Consider the following 21,073-nt stretch of genomic DNA (forward strand, 5'->3'; position numbering starts at 1 on the left):
CGGGATTGTTTCACGTGGAACGTTCGATGAATACCAGGTGACGCTCGGCGCCGAGCCTTGGTACGTCCAGCGGTTCCACCTTGTCGACCTTCCACTCTGCCGGCAGCCGTTCCTGTTCGTCTTTCGGTGCTACCCCTTTCAAGGCGATGTAGCGGCCGCCGTCGGCCAGCAGGTGCGAAGACCAGTTGACGAAATCCGACAGGTCGGCAAAAGCCCTCGAGGTGATGACATCGAATTTGTCGCTCACCTGCAATTGCTCCACCCGTGCCGTGTACACCGTGACGTTGGCCAGGCCCAGCTCCGCTTTCACTTGCGTCAGGAAAGCTGTTTTTTTATGGACCGTGTCGATCATCGACACTTTCATGTCGGGACGAACGATCGCCAGCACGATGCCCGGCAAACCACCGCCGGAACCGACATCCAGCACGTTCTTTGCAGCCGCGAATGCCGGCACGGCCGCCAGCGAATCCAGCAGGTGGTGCGTGACCATCTGCATCGGGTCGCGCAGCGACGTCAGGTTGTAGACGGCATTCCACTTGAACATCAACGCTAGGTAATTCATCAGCTTGTCCTGCTGGGCCGGGCTCACGTCGAGGCGCATCGCATCGATGCCCTCCCCCAGCACAGCGGACAAGGCCGCTCGGTCGAAATTCTTCATGCGGCCGATTCCTCGTTCGGGACACTGGTAAAACCCTTGGCGCCGCGTTTTTTTAGGTGCACGAGCAGCAGAGAAATTGCCGCCGGCGTGACACCGGAAATGCGCGAGGCCTGGCCCAGCGTTTCGGGCCGCTGTTTATCGAGCTTCTGGCGCACTTCGATCGACAATGCCGCGATCTCGAGATAGTTCAGGTTCTCGGGCAATTTCAGGTTTTCGTAATGATCGTGGCGTTCGACTTCACGTGCCTGGCGATCGATATAGCCCGAATACTTCAGCTGGATCTCGACCTGTTCTTTCACAGCCGGATCTTCCACACCCGGACCGCCCAGCGCCTGGCCGTCGACACCCTGCAGGGTTACCAGCTTGTCGTACTCCACACCCGGACGGCGCAGCAGGTCCGCCAGGTTGTATTCGCGCTCGATGGCCTGGCCGATTACACGTTCCGATTCGGCTGCGGCGAGAATGCGCGGGTTGACCCACGTCGCACGCAGGCGCTCCAGTTCGCGCGCAACGGCTTCGCGCTTGCGTTCGAACGCTTCCCACTGCGCATCGCCCACGACGCCCAACTTGCGGCCGATCTCCGTCAGGCGCATATCCGCATTGTCTTCGCGCAGCGACAGACGGTATTCCGCGCGGCTCGTGAACATGCGGTACGGCTCCGCGACGCCCTGCGTCGTCAGGTCGTCGACCAGCACGCCGAGATAGGCCTCCGAGCGGGACGGCGTCCATGCCTCGCGGCCCTGCGTCAGCAGCGCCGCGTTGATACCCGCCAGCATGCCCTGGGCCGCGGCTTCTTCGTAGCCGGTCGTCCCGTTGATCTGGCCGGCGAAGAACAGGCCCTGGACGGCCTTCGTCTCCAGCGATGCCTTCAGGCCGCGCGGGTCGAAATAATCGTATTCGATCGCATAGCCGGGACGCAGGATGAATGCGTTTTCCAGGCCACGCATCGAGCGCACCAGGGCCAGTTGCACGTCGAATGGGAGGCTCGTGGAGATACCGTTCGGGTAAAACTCGTTGGTCGTCAGGCCTTCCGGTTCGAGGAAGATCTGGTGCGATTCCTTCGAAGCGAAGCGGTGGATCTTGTCTTCGATCGACGGGCAGTAGCGCGGACCGACGCCCTCGATCACGCCCGTGTACATCGGGCTGCGGTCGAGGCCGTTGCGGATGATGTCGTGCGTCTGCGCATTCGTGTGCGTCACCCAGCACGGCAGCTGTTTCGGGTGCATCGCGGCATTGCCCATGTACGAAAACACCGGGACCGGATCGAGGTCGCCCGGCTGTTCCGTCATCACGGAGAAGTCGATGCTGCGGCCGTCAATGCGCGGCGGCGTACCCGTTTTCAGGCGGCCCTGCGGCAATTTGAGTTCTTTCAGGCGCGACGACAGAGAGACCGCCGGCGGGTCGCCCGCACGGCCGGCCGAGTAATTCTGCAGGCCGACGTGGATCTTCCCGTCGAGGAAAGTGCCGGCCGTCAGCACGACGGCGCGCGCACGGAAGCGCAGGCCGATCTGGGTGACGGCGCCGACGACGCGGTCGCCTTCGACCACCAGGTCGTCGACGGCCTGCTGGAACAGCCACAAATTCGGCTGGTTTTCCAGGCGCGAACGGATCGCCTGCTTGTACAGCATGCGGTCGGCCTGGGCACGCGTGGCGCGCACAGCCGGGCCCTTCGAGGAGTTCAGGATGCGGAACTGGATACCGGCTTCGTCGGTGGCGATAGCCATTGCGCCGCCCATGGCGTCCACTTCCTTGACGAGGTGGCCCTTGCCGATGCCGCCGATGGACGGGTTGCAGGACATCGCGCCCAGGGTTTCGATGTTATGAGTGAGCAACAGGGTCTTCTGGCCCATGCGCGCAGACGCGAGCGCCGCTTCGGTGCCGGCATGGCCGCCGCCAACGACGATCACGTCGAATTCAGTCGGAAATAGCATGATGGAGTGTGTTGCGAGGAGGATTAAGAAGCGATTATAGATTCTTTTTTCCGTGCGGCTTCGGCTCGACCCCGAAAACGACGATTTGTTTCACGTGAAACAGTGACGTGTTAGGCTTTTCGCCACACTCACTTCACCTTGCCACCATGTCTAAACTTCGCCCGCTTACCTATGCCCTGCTCGCCTTGAGCGCCAACGCCAGCGCGTATCCACGCTCCGATCTGCCGTCAACCACCTTCAGCCACAAGGACTGGGAACTCGCCTGCGACAATACGCGAACCTGCCGCGCCGCAGGCTATAACGACGAAGGCGATGGTCCGGCCGCCACCCTCCTGGTCACGCGCGCGGCGGGGCCGAACCAGACGGTCAAGGTCGAACTGCAACTGGCAGATGACGAACGTCATCCGACGCCCGACCAGCTCGCAATGTCCCTCGATGGCCGCGCCCTCGGCATCGTCCGCATCGACCCGAAGTCGTCCATCCTCACGCTGACCGATGCGCAGGTCCGCGCCCTGTTGCCGGCTCTGCTCAAGGATGGCCGCATCTCCTGGTCCGGCAAGGGAACGACGTGGACCATATCGACAGCCGGCGCCAATGCCGTACTGCTCAAGATGGATGAGTTCCAGGGCCGGCTCGACACCCCCGGTGCGCTGGTGCGCCGGGGCAGCAAATCTGAATCAAGTGTTGTGCCGCCATTGCCCGCGCCCGAGGTGCAAGCAGGGCCAGTCAGCCAGGACAAGAATCCCATTAAACTGACTTCCAGCCAAACGCGCGCGCTCAGGGCCGCGCTACGCAAGACGGTGAAGGAAGGCGATTGCGAGCTGCTGGACTCGACGTCCGAAACATCGGGCGAGTTCGAGGCCCGGCCTTTCACGAAAGACAAGCTGCTCGTATCGCACACGTGCTGGACCGCCGCCTACAACACGGGCGACGGCTACTGGGTCGTGGACGCCAAGCCACCCTACTCCGCCGTTCTGGTCACGACGTCCGCAACCGATTACGACGACGGCGTCATTAGCTCATTCCAGAAGGGTCGCGGCATCGCCGATTGCGTCGCGACCGCGACTTGGACCTGGGACGGCCGCGCGTTCACGCAGACCTCCGACGCGACGAGCGGCATGTGCCGCCAGATTACGCCCGGTGGCGCGTGGAACTTGCCGACGCTTGTCACACGCGTCCGCAAGTCGCGTTGACTGTTCCACGTGAAACAATCACCAGCCCAAGCGCTTGAACGTGTCAAACGCTGTCTTTACGATCAACAGCCCGACGACGACAAGGAACAGCTTGCGTACGAAGCCGCTACCGTGCTTCAGCGCCAGCCGCGTTCCGACCAGTGAACCCGCGATCTGGCACACGGCCATCAACAGGCCGAGTTGCCAGAGCAGGTGACCGCTGTAGCCGAACCAGATCAGCGCCGAGATATTGCAGGCGACGTTGACGATCTTCGCCGCCGCCGACGCGCTGAGGAAGTCGAATCCGAAGAAGCGAACAAACAGGAAGATCAGGAAGCTGCCGGTGCCGGGGCCGAAGAAGCCGTCATAAAAACCGATGGCGGCGCCGACACCCATCGCGAGCAGCCGTTCCGTCATGCCGCTGTGCGCCGGCGCATGCACGGCGCCCAGGTCTTTCTTCTTGTACGTGTACACGGCCACCGCGACGAGGATCAGCGGCAGGAGACTCCTGACGAAGTCGCCCGGGACGCGGGTCACGGTCCACGCACCGATGAACGACAGCGCGAACGCGGCGAGCGCCGCCGGTGCCGCCGTGCTCCAGGCGACCGTCACGCGGCGCGAGTATTTGACGGCCGCAACGGCCGTACCGAACATCGCGGCCAGTTTATTTGTGCCCAGCAGCGTTGCCGGTACCTCACGAGGAAACATGGCAAACATCGCCGGGATCTGGATCAATCCTCCCCCACCGACGACAGCATCCACGAGACCGGCAACGAAGGCCGCGACGGCCAGCAGGGCAAAATCGAACATGATGAATAACGCGTAAAAGCGCTATTGTAGTCCGACACCCTTGTTGCGACGCAACAAACTCAGACGGCCGCTGCACGTCCCTCTTCGAGAAATTGCAGCAGCAGGCGGTTGACCTCGTCGGCCGCCGTCAGCTGCAGCCAGTGATCCGCGCCGCGGATGCGCTCGAAACGGAACTCGCCGTCGACATAATGGGCGGAATCGCGCATCTGCTTTTCGCCCAGCGCCGGGTCGCGGTCGCTCCACAAGCCCATCACGGGGACCTTCACCTGGCGGTGTCCGCGCGGCAGCGCCAGGCTCAGGTTGGCGCGGTAATAGTTTAAGGCGGCCGTCAGGCGGCCTGGCGGGGACAGGTCACGCTTCCAGTGGTCGGCCTGGCCGGGCTCGTCCGTGAACTGGCGCATGATGAACCAGTCGGCCGCACGAAGCGTATGTTCCGCGATGCCCGGCATGATGAAGCCGAGGATATAGGTCATGCGCAAGCGCTGCAGGATGCCGGCGCGCGCGATGGCGTACGGGTGGCCGGTGGACATTGCCACGTAGCGGTGCACGCGTTCCGGTGCCAGCGCCGCGATCTGCCAGCCGATGAGGCCGCCCCAATCGTGGCCGACGAGGAAGACTTTATCGATGTGGAGGGCGTCGAGCAGGCCCAGCACGTCGCCGCGCAGCTTGTCCATCGTGTAGTCGAACACACCGCCCGGCGCGTCGCTGCGGCCATACCCGCGCAGGTCGGGCGCCAGCACGCGGAAACCCGCGGCGGCCAGGACGGGGACCTGCTTGCGCCAGACGAGGTGCGTGTCGGGAAAGCCGTGCAGCAGCAGCACGGCCGGTCCCTGCCCCGTCGTCGTCGTGTGGATGCGGATGCCGTTCACGTCCAGCATGAGGGATTCGTCGATCACGTTCACCTCCTTGAAACCGGAGAGTGGAGCACCGCCGCGATCTCGCCGACGATACCCCGGCGGAACAACAACACGCACGCAACAAAGATGAGACCGGTGATGATGCCCACGGATTCTCCGAGTGATGCGAACCATTCTACATGCGTCGTCTCGGCCAGGAAGTTCCCCAGGTCGCCCAGCTTGTTCTCCAGCGCGACGATGAGGAAGGCGCCCAGGATCGGCCCCGCCAGGGTGCCCATGCCGCCCACCAGGGTCATCAGGATGACGAGGCCGGACATCGTCCAGTGCACGTCCGTCAGCGTCTCGAAGCCGAGCACGACGGTCTTCGTCGCCCCCGCCAGGCCAGCCAGCGCGGCCGACAGCACGAACGCGACGAGTTTATAGCGATCCACGTCGTAGCCCAGAGAAATGGCGCGCGCTTCATTTTCCTTGATCGCCTTCAGCACCTGCCCGAACGGCGAATGCACCGTCCGGACGATCAAGGCGAAGCCGGCCACGCAGATCGCCAGCACGACGTAGTACAGGGCCAGGTCGTTGCCGAGGTCGACGAACCCCAGCAGCCTGCTGCGCGGGACGCCCTGCAGCCCGTCCTCGCCGTGCGTAAACGGCGCACGCAGCGCGGCGAAATACACCATCTGCGCGAGCGCCAGGGTGATCATCGAAAAATAAATGCCCTGGCGCCGGATGGCCAGCAGCCCCATGACCAAACCCAGCGCGGCGGCTGCCAGCACGCCCAGCACGAGTGATATCTCGAACGGCAACCCGAGCACCGCAAGCGCGTGCCCCGTGACGTAGCCGGCGCCACCGAAAAATGCCGCGTGGCCGAACGACAGCAAGCCGGTGTAGCCGATCAGGAGATTGAAAGCGCAGGCGAACAGGCCGAAGCACAGCAGCTTCATCAGGAAGACCGGATAGCCGACAAACGGCGCCGCCAGCGCCACCACCAGTGCGAGGCCGTAGCCGAGGGTTCGGTTCATGGTCATGGTCGGGGCCTCATTTTTCTTTGCCGAACAGGCCGGCGGGACGCAGCAGCAGCACGATCACCATCACGACGAACACGACGACTTCCGACGCTTCCGGGTAATACACGCGCGTCAGCCCTTCGATGACGCCCAGCGCCAGGCCCGTGACGATGGACCCGAGGATGGAGCCCATGCCGCCGATCACGACGACGGCGAACACGACGATGATGAGGTTGGAACCCATCAGCGGCGTCACGTTGATGACGGGCGCCGCCAGCACGCCTGCAAAGCCCGCCAGCGCGACGCCGAAGCCGTAGGTCAATGTCACCATCAACGGCACGTTGATGCCGAACGCTTCGACCAGCTTCGGGTTTTCCGTGCCCGCGCGCAGGTAGGCGCCCAATCTCGTCTTTTCGATCGTGAACCACGTCGCCAGGCACACGACGAGCGACGCGGCCACGACCCAGGCGCGGTAGTTCGGCAGGATCATGAAACCGAGGTCGGTGGCGCCTGACAGCGCTTCCGGCACGTCCAGGGTCTGGCCGGACACGCCGAAGAACGAGCGGAACAGGCCTTCCAGCAGCAAGGTGATGCCGAAGGTCAGCAGCAGACCGTACAGGTGATCGAACCGGTAGAGCCAGCGCAGCATCGTCTTTTCGATCAGGATGCCGAACGCGCCGACGATCAGCGGCGCCAGCACGAGCATCGTCCAGTAGTTCAGCCCGAACGACGTGACGCCGATGTACGCGGCGAACGCGCCCATCATGTACAGCGCGCCGTGCGAAAAATTGATTACGTTGAGCAGGCCGAAGATGACGGCCAGGCCCAGCGACAGCATCGCGTAGAACGAACCGTTCACAAGGCCCAGCAGCAGCTGGCTCATCATCGCCTGCAGGGGGACGCCGAAAATTTCCATGGGCACGTGCTTACGTCAGGCTCACTTCCAGGCCGCGCACTTGGTCTCGGCCTTGGTCGTGTACGCCTGGGCGCCCGGAATCGTGGCCACGACCTTGTAGTAATCCCATGGCGCCTTCGACTCGGCCGGCGTCTTGACCTGCATCAGGTACATATCGTGCACCATGCGGCCGTCCGGACGGATCTCGCCATTCTTCGTGAACATGTCATTGATCTTGGTCTTTTTCAGCTGGGCCATGACCTTGTCGCCATCGTCCGTGCCGATCGCCTTAACCGCGTTCAGGTAATTCATCGCCGCGGAATAATCCGCCGCCTGCAGCGACGACGGCTCCTTCTTCATCTTCGCGAAGTATTTTTTCGCCCACACGCGGGTGTCGTTGTTCATGTCCCAGTACCAGGCGTCTGTCAGGTAGAGTCCTTGCGTAGTCTGTAGCCCGAGGGTGTGGATATCGTTGATGAACACGAGCAGGCCCGCGATCTTCATCTTGCTGGTGAGGCCGAATTCCTTCGCCGCCTTGACGGAATTGATGAAGTCGCCGCCGGCATTCGCCAGCCCCAGCACCTGCGCTTTCGACGACTGCGCCTGCAGCAGGAACGACGAAAAGTCGGATGCGCCCAGCGGGTGCTTCACACTGCCCAGCACGGTACCGCCATTGGCCTTCACGACGTCGGTCGTGTCCTTTTCCAGCGACTGGCCGAACGCGTAATCGGCCGTCAGGAAATACCAGCTCTTGCCGCCCTGCTTCACCATCGTGGCGCCCGTGCCGCGGGCGAGCGCGACCGTGTCATACGCGTAGTGCACGGTATACGGCGAGCACTGTTCGTTGGTCAGCTGCGCACTGCCGGAACCGATGGCGATAAAGACTTTTTTCTTTTCCGCCGCCACCTTGGCCATGGCGAGGGCGGCGCCGGAGTTCGTGCCGCCGATCAGCATGTCGACGCCCTGCTGGTCGAACCATTCCCGCGCCTTGCTGGCGGCAATGTCGGGCTTGTTCTGGTGGTCGGCGACGATGAACTGGATTTTTTTACCATTGATGGCGCCGCCCGCATCCGCGATCGCCATGCGCACGGCTTCGGCACCGCCATTGCCGTCGATGTCGGAATACACGCCCGATAAATCCGTGATCATGCCGATTTTGACGGTGTCGCCCGAGATCTGGGCCAGCGCCGGCATGGACAAACCGGCCGCGAAGGCGGCGGCGGCAAAGGCAATCGCTGTTTTCATATGGTCTCCGTTGTCGATGATCAAACGCCCAGCAGCTCGGTCAATGCCGGCATGCTGGCCTGCAGCTCCGCGGCCGCGATCGTCGTGATGATGCGGCCGTGTTCCATGACGTAAAACCGGTCCGCCAGCGGCGCCGCGAACCGGAAATTCTGTTCCACCATGACGATCGTGTAGCCCTTCGCCTTGAGGGTCGTGATCATCTTCGCGAGCGCCTGCACGATCACGGGCGCCAGCCCTTCCGAAATCTCGTCCAGCAGCAACAGGCGCGCACCCGTGCGCAGGATGCGCGCGACGGCCAGCATCTGCTGTTCGCCGCCGGACAGCCGCGTCCCCTGGCTGTGGCGCCGTTCGTACAAGTTCGGGAACATCTCGTAGATCTCCGCGACGCTCATGCCGGCGTCGCCGCCAGCCAGCTTCGGCGGCAGCATGAGGTTTTCCTCGGTCGACAGCGACGCGAAAATGCCCCGCTCTTCCGGGCAGTAACCGATGCCGAGGTGGGCGATGCGGTGCGTGGGCAGGCGGATCGCCTCGACGCCGTTGACCTTGATCGACCCGGTGCGCGCGCCCGTCAGGCCCATGATCGCGCGCAACGTAGTCGTGCGGCCCGCGCCGTTGCGGCCCAGCAGGGTGACGACTTCGCCCGGCTGCACGGCAAAGCTGACGCCGTGCAGGATGTGCGATTCGCCATACCAGGCTTGCAGGTTCTCGATCTCCAGTGCCGGCGTCATCCGTGCGCTCCCGCCAGGTTGTTGTCGGCGCTGCCCATGTACGCTTCGATGACCTGCGGATTGCGCGACACGTCCGCGTAACTGCCTTCCGCCAGCACGGCGCCGCGCTGCAGCACGGAGATGCGGTCGCAAATACCCGAAACGACGTTCATGTTGTGTTCCACCATCAGGATCGTGCGTCCGCTTGCCACTTTTTTGATCAGTGCCGTCACGCGGTGCACATCTTCGTGGCCCATGCCCTGCGTCGGTTCGTCCAGCAACATGAGTTCCGGCTCCATGCCGAGCGTCGTGGCGATCTCGAGCGCGCGCTTGCGGCCGTATGGCAGGTCGGCCGTGATGGTGTCGGCAAACTGTTCCAGGTCCACTTCGGCCAGCAACGCCATGGCGCGGTCGTTGAGCCGGTTCAAGGTCTTTTCGCTGCGCCAGAAATAAAAGCTGGTGCCGAGGGCACGCTGCAGGCCGATACGCACGTTTTCCAGCACGGTGAGATGCGGGAACACGGCCGAGATCTGGAACGAGCGGATGATTCCCATCCGCGCGATCTGCGCCGGTTTCAGGGCGGTGATGTCGGTGCCGTTGAACAGAATGCGGCCGGCGGAGGGCGCCAGGAATTTGGTCAGCAGGTTGAAGCACGTCGTCTTGCCGGCGCCATTGGGTCCGATGAGCGCGTGGATATGGCCGCGCTGCACCTGCAGACTCACCTGGTTGACCGCCGTAAAACCCTTGAATTCCTTCGTCAGATCACGTGTTTCCAGAATGACGTCCGGCATTGCGTCTCCCCGCTTTCGTCCATTCAAGCTTTACAAATCATACACACTTTTGGAACTCGTCAAGATACAGCACACGCCACGCGTATCGCCCTGCGCTACGTCATGACGGCGCGCAAACCCGTTGTGCAAAAATGCACTACGACCACGCGCTCTGGATCAACTGCGCCGTCTTTTCGGCAATCATCAACGTCGGAGAATTCGTGTTGCCGGACGTGATCGTCGGCATGATGGACGCGTCGACGACGCGCAGCCCCTGGACACCTTTGACGCGCAGCTCGCTGTCGACGACGGCCAGCGGATCGTCCGTTCTCCCCATGCGGCAGGTGCCGACCGGATGAAAAATCGTCGTGCCGATGAGGCTGGCTGCTTCCGCCAATTCTTCCTCCGTGCGGTAGTGCGGGCCCGGCTTGAATTCTTCCGGGCGGTACTTCGCCAGCGCGGGCGCCGCGACGATGCGCCGCGTCAGCGCCAGCGCCTCGGCCGCCACCTTGCGGTCTTCCGGCGTGCTGAGATAGTTCGGAGATATTTTCGGGGGCGCGTAACTGTCGTTCGCCGCCAGCCGGACATGGCCCCGCGCCGTCGGCCGCAAATTGCACACGCTCGCCGTAAAAGCGGGGAAACCGTGCAGCGGATCGCCGAATTTTTCCAGGGAGAGCGGCTGCACGTGGTATTCGAGGTTTGGCGTCGCCTGGCCAGGGTCGGAGCGGGCAAACGCGCCCAGCTGCGACGGCGCCATCGACATGGGCCCGCTTTGGAATAGCAGATATTGCACGCCGATTTTCATCTTGCCGTACCAGGACGCGGCACTCGTGTTGAGCGAGCGGGCGCCCGTGATGCGGTAGACCATACGCAGTTGCAAATGATCCTGCAGGTTTTCGCCCACGCCGGGCGCATCGAGGACGGGTGCGATCCCATGCTGGTGCAACAGGGCTGCCGGCCCGATGCCGGACAATTGCAGGATATGCGGCGAACCGATGGCGCCAGCGGCCAGCAGGGTTTCGCGCCGCGCCGTGGCGGTGAACGCACGGCCGCCACCCGTGAATTTCACCCCGCGGCAGACAGCGCCCTGCTCCGTCTGCTCGATCCACAGCTTTTCAACATGGCAGCCCGTCATGATCGTCAGGTTCGGACGCGTGGCGGCCGGCCTGAGAAAGGCTTTGGCCGTATTCAGCCGGATGCCGCGCCGCTGGTTGACTTCGAAATAGGCACAGCCTGCGTTGTCGCCGCCGTTGAAATCGTCGACTTTCGGGATGCCCGTCTGGTGGGCCGCTTCACGGAACGCGTCGAGGATTTCCCAGGACAGCCGCTGGCGCTCCACTCTCCACTCGCCGCCGCTGCCGTGGATGGTGCTGGCGCCGCCGTGATGGTCTTCGCTTGCCTTGAAAATGGGCAGGACATTGTCCCAGCGCCAGGATGGATCGCCCGTGATGGCAGCCCAGCGGTCATAGTCCTCGGCCTGGCCGCGCATGTAGATCATGCCGTTGATCGATGAACTGCCGCCCAGGACTTTTCCACGTGGGTAGATGAGCGATCGCCGCGCCAGACCTGGATCCGCCTCCGTTTTGAACAACCAGTCCGTGCGCGGGTTGCCGATGCAGTACAGGTAACCGACGGGGATGTGGATCCACAGGTAATCGTCCTTGCCGCCGGCCTCGATCAGCAGCACCTGCACGTCGGACCTGCGGGTGAGGCGGTTGGCCAGCACGCAGCCGGCGGTACCGGCCCCGACAATGATGACATCGAATTCCCCTGCGGACTCCATGGACCCTCGCATCGTGATTCGGTTGAGCAAGCTTACCAGATGATCAAGCTCAACAAGGGGTCCCCGGACTGTGGATAAGCGTATGAATATCCACAGGTACGAAATGTGAGGAAGATCGATTTTTCGCACAACCCGGATTTTTATCCAGTTTTGCCACAAGGCACATACAAGACCAGCCCACCGCCTTATGCGAAACGTAAACGTTTGATGTTGTGGAAAAAACCCGGCTTATCCACAGAAGAGTGCCACCGTTAACTATTACCATTATTCTGTATACAAGCATTTGGTTGTAAACCTGACGACTCGCCTCGAAGGCCACGGTCCTACCAAAAAAAATTTTCGTCTTCGACCTCGACGCATCTCGACGTCGCTCCGCGCGACAAAAAAATCGGCGGACTCCGGATGCGTTCGTGACCACAACACCTGGTCGACGTCGACCAAGCCGCTTCAGCACCCCAGGACACCCTGTTTTTGATCTCAAAGGTGACGACTCGCGCCAAACGCTGCGGCCATCCCGAAAAAATTATTCGCTTTCGGTCGCGACGCATCCCCGGCATCGTCCTGCGTGACAAAAAAGACCGACTCCGGATGCGTTCACAACCACAACACCCGCGCGACGTCGACCAAGCCGGCTGCCGGCAGCCCCAAATTCCCTGTTCCCGATCCTTTTGTGGATAAGCTGCTGAATATCCACAGGATCGAATGTGCGGAACTGCCATGAAACTCGACCGCGAATTTTTTTTCCAGTTTTGGTCCTCGGCAAAAACAACGTTTGTCCGACCGCTTTCGACGCGCGTAAACCCTTGAGCTTGTGGAAAAAATCCAGCTTATCCACAGTTCAGCCGGCGTTTACTATCATCACTATCCTTTCTTTCTATCCAAGTTAACTAAAGAAGGACAACTCGCACAGCAGAGATCGACGGCGAAGCCGACACGACGCGAACGCTCTTTTGTCTGCAAAAAAAAAAGAAAACGGGCACCGTCGTATCCAAAGCTGACGTAACCACTGCTCGACTGTCGTCTGTCTACAGGAAGGACGTGATGCCAACGTCGCAGCAGAACCAGCGTTCGCATCCTGCAAGCCCTGGTGAGCATGCAAAACCAGCTCGACTGCACAAAAAAAAATGAAACTGGGCACCGGCGCATGGAAAGCTGACGCAACCACTGCCCGACTGCCGTTTGTCTACAGGAAGAACGTGATGCCGACGTCGCACCTGGAACAGCGTTCGCAGCCTGCAAGCGTCCTGTAGGCAGACAAAACCGGCTCGACTGTGGAAAAGGTCCTGCATATCCACAGGAGCGGATGTGCAGAACGGCCACTTTTTCTGCTCGCCCGGTTTTTGTCCAACATCGGTTCAGCATCGATACAATGCTTGTCCAACCGATCCGTGAGCGCGTAAACCGTTGACGCTGTAGACAAATTCGGTCTTATCCACAGACAGAAGCGCGTTTACTATCACTACCATTTTTTATATACATCTTTGTTTTATTAAGACAAAAACAGCGGGAACAGCGTGAACAAGCCGCCGAAACCCGTCCGTCAACCCATCCAGGACAAGGCCGAAACATGCGATTAGGGATCATTAGCGCATTGCACGAAGAACAGCAGGGGCTCGTGGAGGCCATGGAAGGGGCCTACAAGCTCACGCACGGCATGCGTGACTACTTCCTCGGACAACTGTGGGAAATCGACGCTGTGTGCGTTTTATCGCGTATAGGCAAGGTTGCAGCGGCACTGACGACCACAACGCTTGTGGAGAAGTTCGGTGTTACCCACATCCTCTTTACGGGTGTGGCTGGTGCTGGCGACGCTTCGATCCGTGTCGGGGACATCGTCGTGGCCGAATCGCTCGTCCAGCACGACATGGATGCGAGCCCTTTGTTCCCCCGTTATGAAGTACCGTTGACGGGTTTGACGCACTTTTTGTCCGACCACCACATGGCGCTGCAGCTGGCCGATGCGGCACATCGATTCCTGGAAGACGACTTCGCCCTGGCCATCGACCCCGGGGAAAGGGCCGTATTCGCGCTCAGCGGGCCGCGGCTGCATCGAGGCCTGATCGCCAGCGCCGACCAGTTCGTGAGCGACAAGGGCCGTCTGGACGCGTTGAATGGGGCATTGCCGGGTCTGCTGGCGGTGGAGATGGAAGGCGCCGCGGTCGCGCAAGCCTGTTTCGAGCTGGGCATCCCGTTCGGCGTCGTCCGGACGATTTCCGACAACGCCAATGAACACGCGGCCACGGATTTCATGCGTTTCGTGAAATCCGTGGCCGCGCGTTATGCTTTTCACATCGTCAGGCAGTTCTGCCTGGGCTGGCAAAAAGCCGGCGTAACTCAGGCCAGCAGGGTGTCCGCCGGCACATAGTCATAGCCGAGATCCTTCGCGACAGCCGCGTAGGTGACTTTGCCTTCGCAGACGTTCAGGCCGTTCTTGAGGTGGACGTCATCGCGCAGCGCCTGCCGCCACCCCTTGTTCGCCAGCGCCACGGCGTGGCCGATTGTCGCGTTGTTCAGCGCGAACGTCGACGTGCGCGCCACCGCACCCGGCATGTTCGCCACGCAGTAGTGAATAACGCCGTCCACGACGAACGTCGGATCGGCGTGCGTCGTCGGATGCGACGTCTCGAAGCAGCCACCCTGGTCGATCGCCACGTCGACGACGACGGCGCCTTTTTTCATTTTTGACACCATGTCGCGCGTGACGAGCTTTGGCGCCGCGGCACCGGGCACGAGCACGCCGCCGATGACGAGATCGGCCGACAGCACTGCTTCCTCGATCGCGTGGGTGTTCGAATACAGGGTCGAGATCCGGTTGCCGTAGACGAGGTCGAGCTGGCGCAGACGGTCGACATTTTTATCGAGCACGGTGACGCGCGCGCCGATGCCGACCGCCATCTGCAGCGCATTCGTACCGACGACGCCGGCGCCGATGATGACGATGTGGCCCGCCGCGACGCCCGGTACGCCGCCCAGCAGGATGCCGGCGCCGCCCTTCGATTTTTCCAGGTGGCTGGCGCCGGCCTGGATCGACATCCGCCCTGCCACCTCGCTCATCGGCGCCAGCAGCGGCAGGCCGCCGCCCGGGCCCGTGATGGTTTCATAGGCGATGCAGACGGCGCCGGATTTCACGAGCGCCGCCGTCTGCTCCGGATCCGGCGCCAGGTGCAGATACGTGTACAGGATCTGTCCCGGACGCAGCATCGCGCATTCCTGCGGCTGCGGTTCCTTCACTTTCACGACCATCTCGGCCTGCGCGAAAATCTCTTGCGCCGACGGGACGATCGTCGCGCCGGCGGCCGTGTACTGCTCGTCCGTCAACCCGATGCCGGCACCGGCGCCGGTCTGCACGATGACCTTATGGCCGCGCGCGACCAGTTCGTGCACGCTGGGGGGCGTCAAGCCCACACGGAATTCATTGTTTTTGATTTCTTTTGGTACGCCTATCAACATGTCTGCCTCCAGGTTAAACCTACGAAAAACAACTCCAAAAACAAAACGCCGCGGTGCAGGTTAACAACCTACAACCGCGGCGTCGCAGCCATCTGGACCCGGATTACAGACCGAGTGTCATCAGGCTTGCGTTACCTCCTGCCGCGGTCGTGTTGACGCACAAGGCGCGTTCCGCCACCAGGCGCCACAACGCCACCGGCTCGCCCGCACGGGTATCGACGATGCCGACGATCGCACCCGGACGGGCCGCCAGCGTCGCTTGCAGATTCCCGGCAAGACCGTGCTCGACGAGGGCCATGGCGAACTCGCTGCCCTCCAGTTCCTGCGCATTGATGAAACGCACGCGTTCCTTCACGGCGATCGGCAATGCGGGGAGTGTCTCCGCCAGCACGAGTGCGCGGTTGCCCGTCGCGAACACGGCCGCCAGCTGGTTCAGCAGGCTCGCGGTGCCGTTCGGCGCGCACAGGACGGTGCCGCGCGGGACGAAATCGAGCTCGTTGCGCTCGCCCGTCGGGCCAGGCAAGTCGATGCGCACGCCGTCCAGGGTCGTTTCCATGTAACCGTTCGCCAGGTTGGCGATGTCGCCGTGGCCGTTCGCGCATGCCCAGGCGAGCAGGCCGTCCAGCGCGTTGTTGCCGCGCCGCGCATGTTTCAGCAGGGGCGCCGCATCCTTTTGCAGGCGCTTCAGGTACAGCGGACCGCCGGCCTTCGGCCCGGTGCCGGATTTGCCTTCGCCACCGAACGGCTGCACGCCGACGACGGCGCCGACGATGTTGCGGTTCACGTAGATGTTGCCGACGTGCGCACGCGTCGTGATGAATTCGATGGTCTCGTCGATGCGCGAATGCACGCCCAGGGTCAGGCCGTAGCCGGTGGCGTTGATCGTGTCGACAACCTTGTCCAGCTCGGCACGGCGCCAGCGCACGATGTGCAGCACGGGGCCGAAGACTTCGCGCTTCAGTTCGCTCAGCGAGCCGATCTCGAGCACGGTCGGCGGCACGAACGTCCCCTGCGACAGCAGGACGTCCGGCAAGACCAGCGAGAAATGCTGTTTCGCCGTCGCCTTCGTGCGCTCGATGTGGCCGAGCAGGTTCTGCTGGGCTTCCTTGTCGATAACGGGGCCGATGTCGGTGGACAGGCGGTCCGGCACACCGACGCGCAGTTCCTGCATGGCGCCCTTGAGCATCTTGATCGTTTTATCCGCGATATCTTCCTGCAGGAACAGCACGCGCAGCGCGGAGCAGCGCTGGCCGGCGCTGTCGAATGCGGAGCTGAGTACATCCTGCACGACCTGTTCCGGCAGCGCGGACGAATCGACGATCAGCGCGTTCTGGCCGCCCGTCTCGGCGATCAGCGGAATGTCGGCGCCTTCCTGGGCGGCGCGTGCGGCCAGCGTGCGGTTGATCAATTGCGCGACTTCCGTCGAGCCCGTAAAGATGACAGCTTTTACGCGCGCATCGCCGGTCAGTGTTGCACCGACGGTCTCGCCGCGGCCCGGCAACAGTTGCAGCGCGCCTGCCGGCACACCGGCTTCGTGGAACAATTGCACGGCGCGGTGGGCGATCAACGGCGTCTGCTCGGCCGGTTTTGCCAGCACGACGTTGCCGGCGGCCAGCGCGGCGGCGACCTGGCCCGTAAAGATCGCAAGCGGGAAGTTCCACGGGCTGATGCAGGACACCGGACCCAGCGCGCGTGCTTCCGGCGCATTGCGGATCTCGGCCGCGTAGTAGCGCAGGAAATCGACGGCTTCGCGCACTTCCGCGATCGCGTTCGGCAGAGACTTGCCCGCTTCGCGCACGGCCAGGGCCATCAGTTCACCGCGGTATTGTTCGAACAAATCGCCGACGCGGGCGATGATGTCGGCGCGGCCGGCATTGCCCACGCCTTCCCAGCCCGGTGCCGCGTTCACGGCGGCCTGCAGCGCGGTGTCGACGTCGGCGGTGGTCGCTTCCGTGACCTGTCCGACGATGTCCGCCGACTGCGCGGGATTCACGATGTTCAGCGCGCCGCTGGCTGCAACGGGACCGTCGACGAGCGGTGCGGCGACATAATGGCGCGGCGTGCCGAGGTCGGCGGCCAGTTCGGCCAGCACGTGTTCATTGGCGAGATCAAGGCCGGCGGAGTTGCGGCGGCCGTCCGGGAATAGAGCCAAAGGCAGCGGAATGCGCGGATGCGGCAGGCAGTGCGCGGCGCGCGCGGCCTCGAACGGATCGGTCAGCAGGGTGTCGATGGGCACGCTCTCGTCGACGATCTGGTTCACGAACGACGAATTCGCGCCGTTTTCCAGCAGGCGGCGCACGAGGTAGGCGAGCAGCGTCTCGTGCGAACCGACCGGTGCATAAATCCGGCAGGCTTTACCGAGGTTTTCCTTGCCGACGACCTGGTCGTACAAGGTTTCCCCCATGCCGTGCAGGCACTGGAATTCGTAATTGGTGACGTTGTCGGCCTTCGCCCACGTGTAAATGACGGACAGAGAATGTGCATTGTGCGTGGCGAACTGGGCGTAGATGACGTCCGTGGCGGCGAGCAGCTTGCGCGCGCACGTCAGGTACGACACGTCCGTGTAGATCTTGCGCGTATAGACTGGATAGCCCGGCAGGCCGTCGACCTGGGCGTGCTTGATTTCCGCATCCCAGTACGCGCCCTTGACCAGGCGCACCATGAACTTGCGGCCGCTGCGGCGTGCCAGGTCCACGACGAAATCGATCACGAACGGGCAGCGCTTCTGGTACGCCTGCACGACGAGGCCGATGCCTTCGAAACCGGCCAAAGATGGATCGAAAGCAAGCGCTTCCAGCATGTCCAGCGAGATTTCCAGGCGGTCCGCTTCCTCGGCGTCGATGTTGATGCCGATGTTGTATTCCTTGGCGAGCAGCACGAGGTTGCGCACGCGGGGCAGCAACTCTCCCATCACGCGGGCGTATTGCGCGCGGCTGTAGCGCGGATGCAGGGCCGACAGCTTGATCGAGATGCCCGGACCGTCCTTGATGCCGCGGCCATTGGAGGCTTTGCCGATCGCGTGGATGGCCGCTTCGTACGAGGCATAGTAATTGTCGGCGTCGGATTCGGTCAGCGCCGCTTCGCCCAGCATGTCGTAGGAATAGCGGTAGCCGCGGGTTTCGTTTTCTCGGCTGTTCTTCAGCGCTTCGTCGATGGTCTGGCCGGTGACGAACTGGTTGCCCAGCATGCGCATCGCGAGGTCGACGCCCTTGCGGATCAGCGGCTCGCCGCCCTTGGCGATCATGCGGGTCAGTGCGGCGCCCAGGCCCTTCTCGCTGCTGGACGACACGAGCTTGCCGGTGACGAGCAGGCCCCAGGTCGCCGCGTTCACGAACAGCGACGGCGATTCGCCCAGGTGCTTTTTCCAGTCGCCCTTGCTGATCTTGTCGGCGATGAGGCGGTCGGCCGTTTCCGTGTCCGGAATACGCAGCAGCGCTTCGGCCAGGCACATCAGTGCGACACCTTCTTCGGACGACAGCGAGAATTCGTGCATCAGCGCATCCACGCCCGACGAGCGCGTACGTTTTTCGCGCACGGCCGACACGAGACGGTGTGCCAGCATGTACGCGTCGGCGTTGGCGCAGGCACCCTGGGCCAGCAGCCATTCCACGGCGGCGGTCTCTTCACGGCGGTAGGCGGCGGTGATCGCGGCACGCAGCGGCGTCTGTTCGCGGCGGGTTTCGGCCTGCAGGGCGTCGAAAGGGACGTAGGTGGAAGCCGGAAAGGCGGCAATGTTCATAAACGGTCAGGAAAAAATGGGTGAGGACGAGCACCGGCGGAACGCCGTACTGAAGTGCGGATCAATGATTCGATTGTAGAAGGAAATCTTCTGGATTAATTCTGTTTTTAGAGAAGACTAGCAATAGATAGTTTTTGGTGAGAGAATTTCACCAAATAATATTTATCGTGGAGAGAGATCAGATGCTGGACAAGATCAGCAAGAAAATCCTGGCCGAATTACAGAGCGACGGGCGTATCAGCAACGTCGAGCTTGCCGCACGGGTCAACCTGTCGCCCGCCGCCTGCCTCGAGCGGGTGCGCAAGCTGCACGAGTCCGGCTACATCATGGGCTACACGGCCCAGCTGAACCCGCAGCTGCTGGACGTGTCGCTGCTGGTGTTCATCGAAGTGGTGCTGGACCGCACCACGCCGGAAGTCTTCGACGCGTTCAAGCAGAGCGTGCAGCTGATTCCCGAAGTGCTCGAATGCCACATGGTGGCCGGTGGCTTCGATTACCTCGTCAAGGCGCGCGTGAAAGATATGGCAGCTTACCGTGAATTCCTCGGCAAGACATTGCTGCAGAAAGGCGTGCGCGAGACGCACACGTATGCGGTGATGGAAGAAGTCAAGAATACGACGAAACTCCCCATCAAATGAACATCGCCCCGGCAGGCGGGGCGATTGTTTTCAAGCGATTTTTTCCATCTTTTCCGACGCTTCCGACTTCTGCGGAAGCATCTTTTGCGCCGTGGCGGACAGGCCTTCCAGGTTCTTGCGCAGCCAGCGGTGGGCCGGGCTGCGGCCGTCGCGTTCGTGCCACAGCATGTCCAGGTGCACCGCCGGCAGCTGGAACGGCAGCTCGCGCCAGATCAATTGTTCGGCCGCACCGGTCGATGCGATCAAGTGCTTCGGCAACACCGTCACCAGGTCGGAGTTCGCGACGACGCGGCCGGCCGTGAAGAACTGGTTCACGGTCAGCAGGATGCGCCGCTCGCGGCCGATCTGCGCCAGCGCTTCGTCGACGAGCCCGTGCGCGCGGCCGGAAAAGCTCACGAGCAGGTGGTTCGCCTTGCAATAATCGTCGAGGTCGAGGGTGGCCTGCGCCAGCGGGTGATTCTTGCGCATCACGACCACGTATTCTCCCGAATACAGGCGCTCGTGGCGGATCGGCGAGCCCGTTTCGTACGACAGCTGGGCCGCGACGCCGGGAAAGAAGCCGACGGCCAGGTCGATGTCGCCGCGCAGCAGCATCGGCCGCGGTTCGCGCGTCGTCAGCGGCACCATGCGGATGTTGACGCCCGGCGCCTCTTTTTCGATCGATCGCACGAGGGACGGCAGCCACAGGGCGGCGGTGGCGTCGGCCATGGCCATGCGGAACGTCGCCTGGGCCTTGGACACGTCGAAGGTTTCCGGCATCACGGCCGCTTCCAGCGCGGCCAGCGCCTGGCGCACGGCGGGCCACAGCGCTTCCGCGCGCGGCGTCGGTTTCACACCGTACGCGGTGCGGATCAGCAGCTCGTCGCCGAGGCTTTCGCGCAGGCGTTTGATGGCATTCGAGACAGCCGGCTGCGTCATCGCGAGGTGACCGGCGGCGCGTGTGAGGTTTTGCTCGGTCATGACGGCGTCGAAGACGCGGAGCAGGTTCAGATCAAGCGTGAGGAAGCTCATGGGACTCCGTTCAGGACTGGCAGTAAATGGTTTATCGGTACGGTAAGTGTACCCGATTTCCATTCACGATCAATATAATAGCTATTACTAAGTGTAATTAGATTTATATGTTGCGTTGCACTATAGTTACAGCGAACCAATAGATCAGCTTGCTACTTAGTCTTCCCATGTCCTTCTCTGACGCCCTTTTCCAGACACCGGTGCTGGCTCTGCCCCTCACCCAACTGCTCTTGTGCATGGTCCAGTTGACCCTGCTGGGCGGCGTGTTGATGTTCTTCCGCCCGCTGCTGGTCGGCATCGTACGCGCGCTGGTACTGGTGGTACGCCCGCGTCCGACGAAGGATGAACTGGCGGCACGCAGGCAGCGTGCGCAGGCCGCAGCGGTGGGATCGCACTGATCCTTACA

The 21,073-nt window shown here is 62.5% G+C and carries 17 protein-coding genes; 4 read left to right on the plus strand and 13 right to left on the minus strand.

The window, feature by feature from the left end; genetic code table 11:
- Nucleotides 1-10: 10 nt before the first annotated feature.
- Entirely contained in the window at nucleotides 11-658 is a 648-nt protein-coding gene (gene rsmG / locus P0M04_RS08880) for a 16S rRNA (guanine(527)-N(7))-methyltransferase RsmG (protein ID WP_259451756.1), read from the minus strand.
- The gene (gene mnmG / locus P0M04_RS08885) at nucleotides 655-2,589 is read right to left on the minus strand and encodes a tRNA uridine-5-carboxymethylaminomethyl(34) synthesis enzyme MnmG (RefSeq protein WP_259451757.1); all 1,935 of its coding nucleotides are present in this window, start codon (nucleotides 2,587-2,589) and stop codon (nucleotides 655-657) included. Before mnmG ends, rsmG begins: the two co-directional genes overlap by 4 nt.
- 146 nt (nucleotides 2,590-2,735) lie before the next feature.
- Here mnmG and P0M04_RS08890 point away from each other — a divergent pair, with 146 nt between their 5' ends.
- Nucleotides 2,736-3,782, plus strand: coding sequence for a DUF1176 domain-containing protein (locus P0M04_RS08890; protein WP_259451758.1), 1,047 nt, complete (start codon nucleotides 2,736-2,738; stop codon nucleotides 3,780-3,782).
- An 18-nt stretch (nucleotides 3,783-3,800) separates the two neighbouring features.
- On the opposite strand, the gene P0M04_RS08895 is transcribed toward P0M04_RS08890, so the two are convergent.
- From P0M04_RS08895 to P0M04_RS08930, 8 genes are all read right to left on the minus strand, one after another.
- Nucleotides 3,801-4,571 (minus strand): sulfite exporter TauE/SafE family protein, encoded by a 771-nt coding sequence (locus tag P0M04_RS08895; RefSeq protein ID WP_105378652.1) that lies wholly within the window; start codon nucleotides 4,569-4,571, stop codon nucleotides 3,801-3,803.
- Between the two features lie 59 nt (nucleotides 4,572-4,630).
- Nucleotides 4,631-5,467: an alpha/beta fold hydrolase gene (locus P0M04_RS08900; RefSeq protein ID WP_259451759.1), complete on the minus strand. Its 837-nt coding sequence runs from the start codon at nucleotides 5,465-5,467 to the stop codon at nucleotides 4,631-4,633.
- 2 nt (nucleotides 5,468-5,469) lie between these two features.
- On the minus strand, nucleotides 5,470-6,444 hold the full coding sequence (locus P0M04_RS08905) for a branched-chain amino acid ABC transporter permease (RefSeq protein WP_259451760.1): 975 nt from the start codon (nucleotides 6,442-6,444) through the stop codon (nucleotides 5,470-5,472).
- 16 nt (nucleotides 6,445-6,460) lie between these two features.
- The gene (locus P0M04_RS08910; RefSeq protein WP_259451761.1) at nucleotides 6,461-7,345 is read right to left on the minus strand and encodes a branched-chain amino acid ABC transporter permease; all 885 of its coding nucleotides are present in this window, start codon (nucleotides 7,343-7,345) and stop codon (nucleotides 6,461-6,463) included.
- 21 nt (nucleotides 7,346-7,366) lie between these two features.
- Complete coding sequence (locus tag P0M04_RS08915) at nucleotides 7,367-8,569, minus strand: ABC transporter substrate-binding protein (RefSeq protein ID WP_259451762.1); 1,203 nt, start codon at nucleotides 8,567-8,569, stop codon at nucleotides 7,367-7,369.
- Between the two features lie 20 nt (nucleotides 8,570-8,589).
- On the minus strand, nucleotides 8,590-9,297 hold the full coding sequence (locus tag P0M04_RS08920; protein WP_259451763.1) for an ABC transporter ATP-binding protein: 708 nt from the start codon (nucleotides 9,295-9,297) through the stop codon (nucleotides 8,590-8,592).
- Nucleotides 9,294-10,067: an ABC transporter ATP-binding protein gene (locus tag P0M04_RS08925; RefSeq protein ID WP_259451764.1), complete on the minus strand. Its 774-nt coding sequence runs from the start codon at nucleotides 10,065-10,067 to the stop codon at nucleotides 9,294-9,296. The genes P0M04_RS08920 and P0M04_RS08925 overlap by 4 nt, the downstream gene beginning before the upstream one ends.
- A 136-nt stretch (nucleotides 10,068-10,203) precedes the next feature.
- Nucleotides 10,204-11,829: a GMC family oxidoreductase gene (locus P0M04_RS08930; protein ID WP_259451765.1), complete on the minus strand. Its 1,626-nt coding sequence runs from the start codon at nucleotides 11,827-11,829 to the stop codon at nucleotides 10,204-10,206.
- 1,567 nt (nucleotides 11,830-13,396) lie between these two features.
- Here P0M04_RS08930 and P0M04_RS08935 point away from each other — a divergent pair.
- Nucleotides 13,397-14,194, plus strand: a complete 798-nt coding sequence (locus P0M04_RS08935) for a 5'-methylthioadenosine/adenosylhomocysteine nucleosidase (protein WP_259451766.1) — start codon at nucleotides 13,397-13,399, stop codon at nucleotides 14,192-14,194.
- On the opposite strand, the gene ald is transcribed toward P0M04_RS08935, so the two are convergent.
- Together ald and putA are read right to left on the minus strand one after the other, a co-directional pair.
- A complete protein-coding gene (ald, locus tag P0M04_RS08940; protein ID WP_259451767.1) occupies nucleotides 14,164-15,279 on the minus strand; it encodes an alanine dehydrogenase in 1,116 nt (371 codons plus the stop codon). The genes P0M04_RS08935 and ald overlap by 31 nt on opposite strands.
- A 103-nt stretch (nucleotides 15,280-15,382) precedes the next feature.
- Nucleotides 15,383-19,018, minus strand: coding sequence for a trifunctional transcriptional regulator/proline dehydrogenase/L-glutamate gamma-semialdehyde dehydrogenase (gene putA / locus P0M04_RS08945; protein WP_259451768.1), 3,636 nt, complete (start codon nucleotides 19,016-19,018; stop codon nucleotides 15,383-15,385).
- A 182-nt stretch (nucleotides 19,019-19,200) separates the two neighbouring features.
- Between putA and P0M04_RS08950 the strand changes: the two genes are divergently transcribed.
- Complete coding sequence (locus tag P0M04_RS08950) at nucleotides 19,201-19,656, plus strand: Lrp/AsnC ligand binding domain-containing protein (protein WP_036171419.1); 456 nt, start codon at nucleotides 19,201-19,203, stop codon at nucleotides 19,654-19,656.
- Nucleotides 19,657-19,686: 30 nt separating this feature from the next.
- Here P0M04_RS08950 and P0M04_RS08955 read toward each other — a convergent pair whose 3' ends face one another.
- Nucleotides 19,687-20,667: a LysR family transcriptional regulator gene (locus P0M04_RS08955; protein WP_259451769.1), complete on the minus strand. Its 981-nt coding sequence runs from the start codon at nucleotides 20,665-20,667 to the stop codon at nucleotides 19,687-19,689.
- A gap of 200 nt (nucleotides 20,668-20,867) precedes the next feature.
- Between P0M04_RS08955 and P0M04_RS08960 the strand changes: the two genes are divergently transcribed.
- The gene (locus tag P0M04_RS08960) at nucleotides 20,868-21,065 is read left to right on the plus strand and encodes a hypothetical protein (RefSeq protein WP_259451770.1); all 198 of its coding nucleotides are present in this window, start codon (nucleotides 20,868-20,870) and stop codon (nucleotides 21,063-21,065) included.
- Nucleotides 21,066-21,073 lie beyond the last annotated feature (8 nt).

This window comes from Telluria mixta, from assembly GCF_029223865.1.
Lineage (GTDB): Bacteria > Pseudomonadota > Gammaproteobacteria > Burkholderiales > Burkholderiaceae_D > Telluria > Telluria mixta.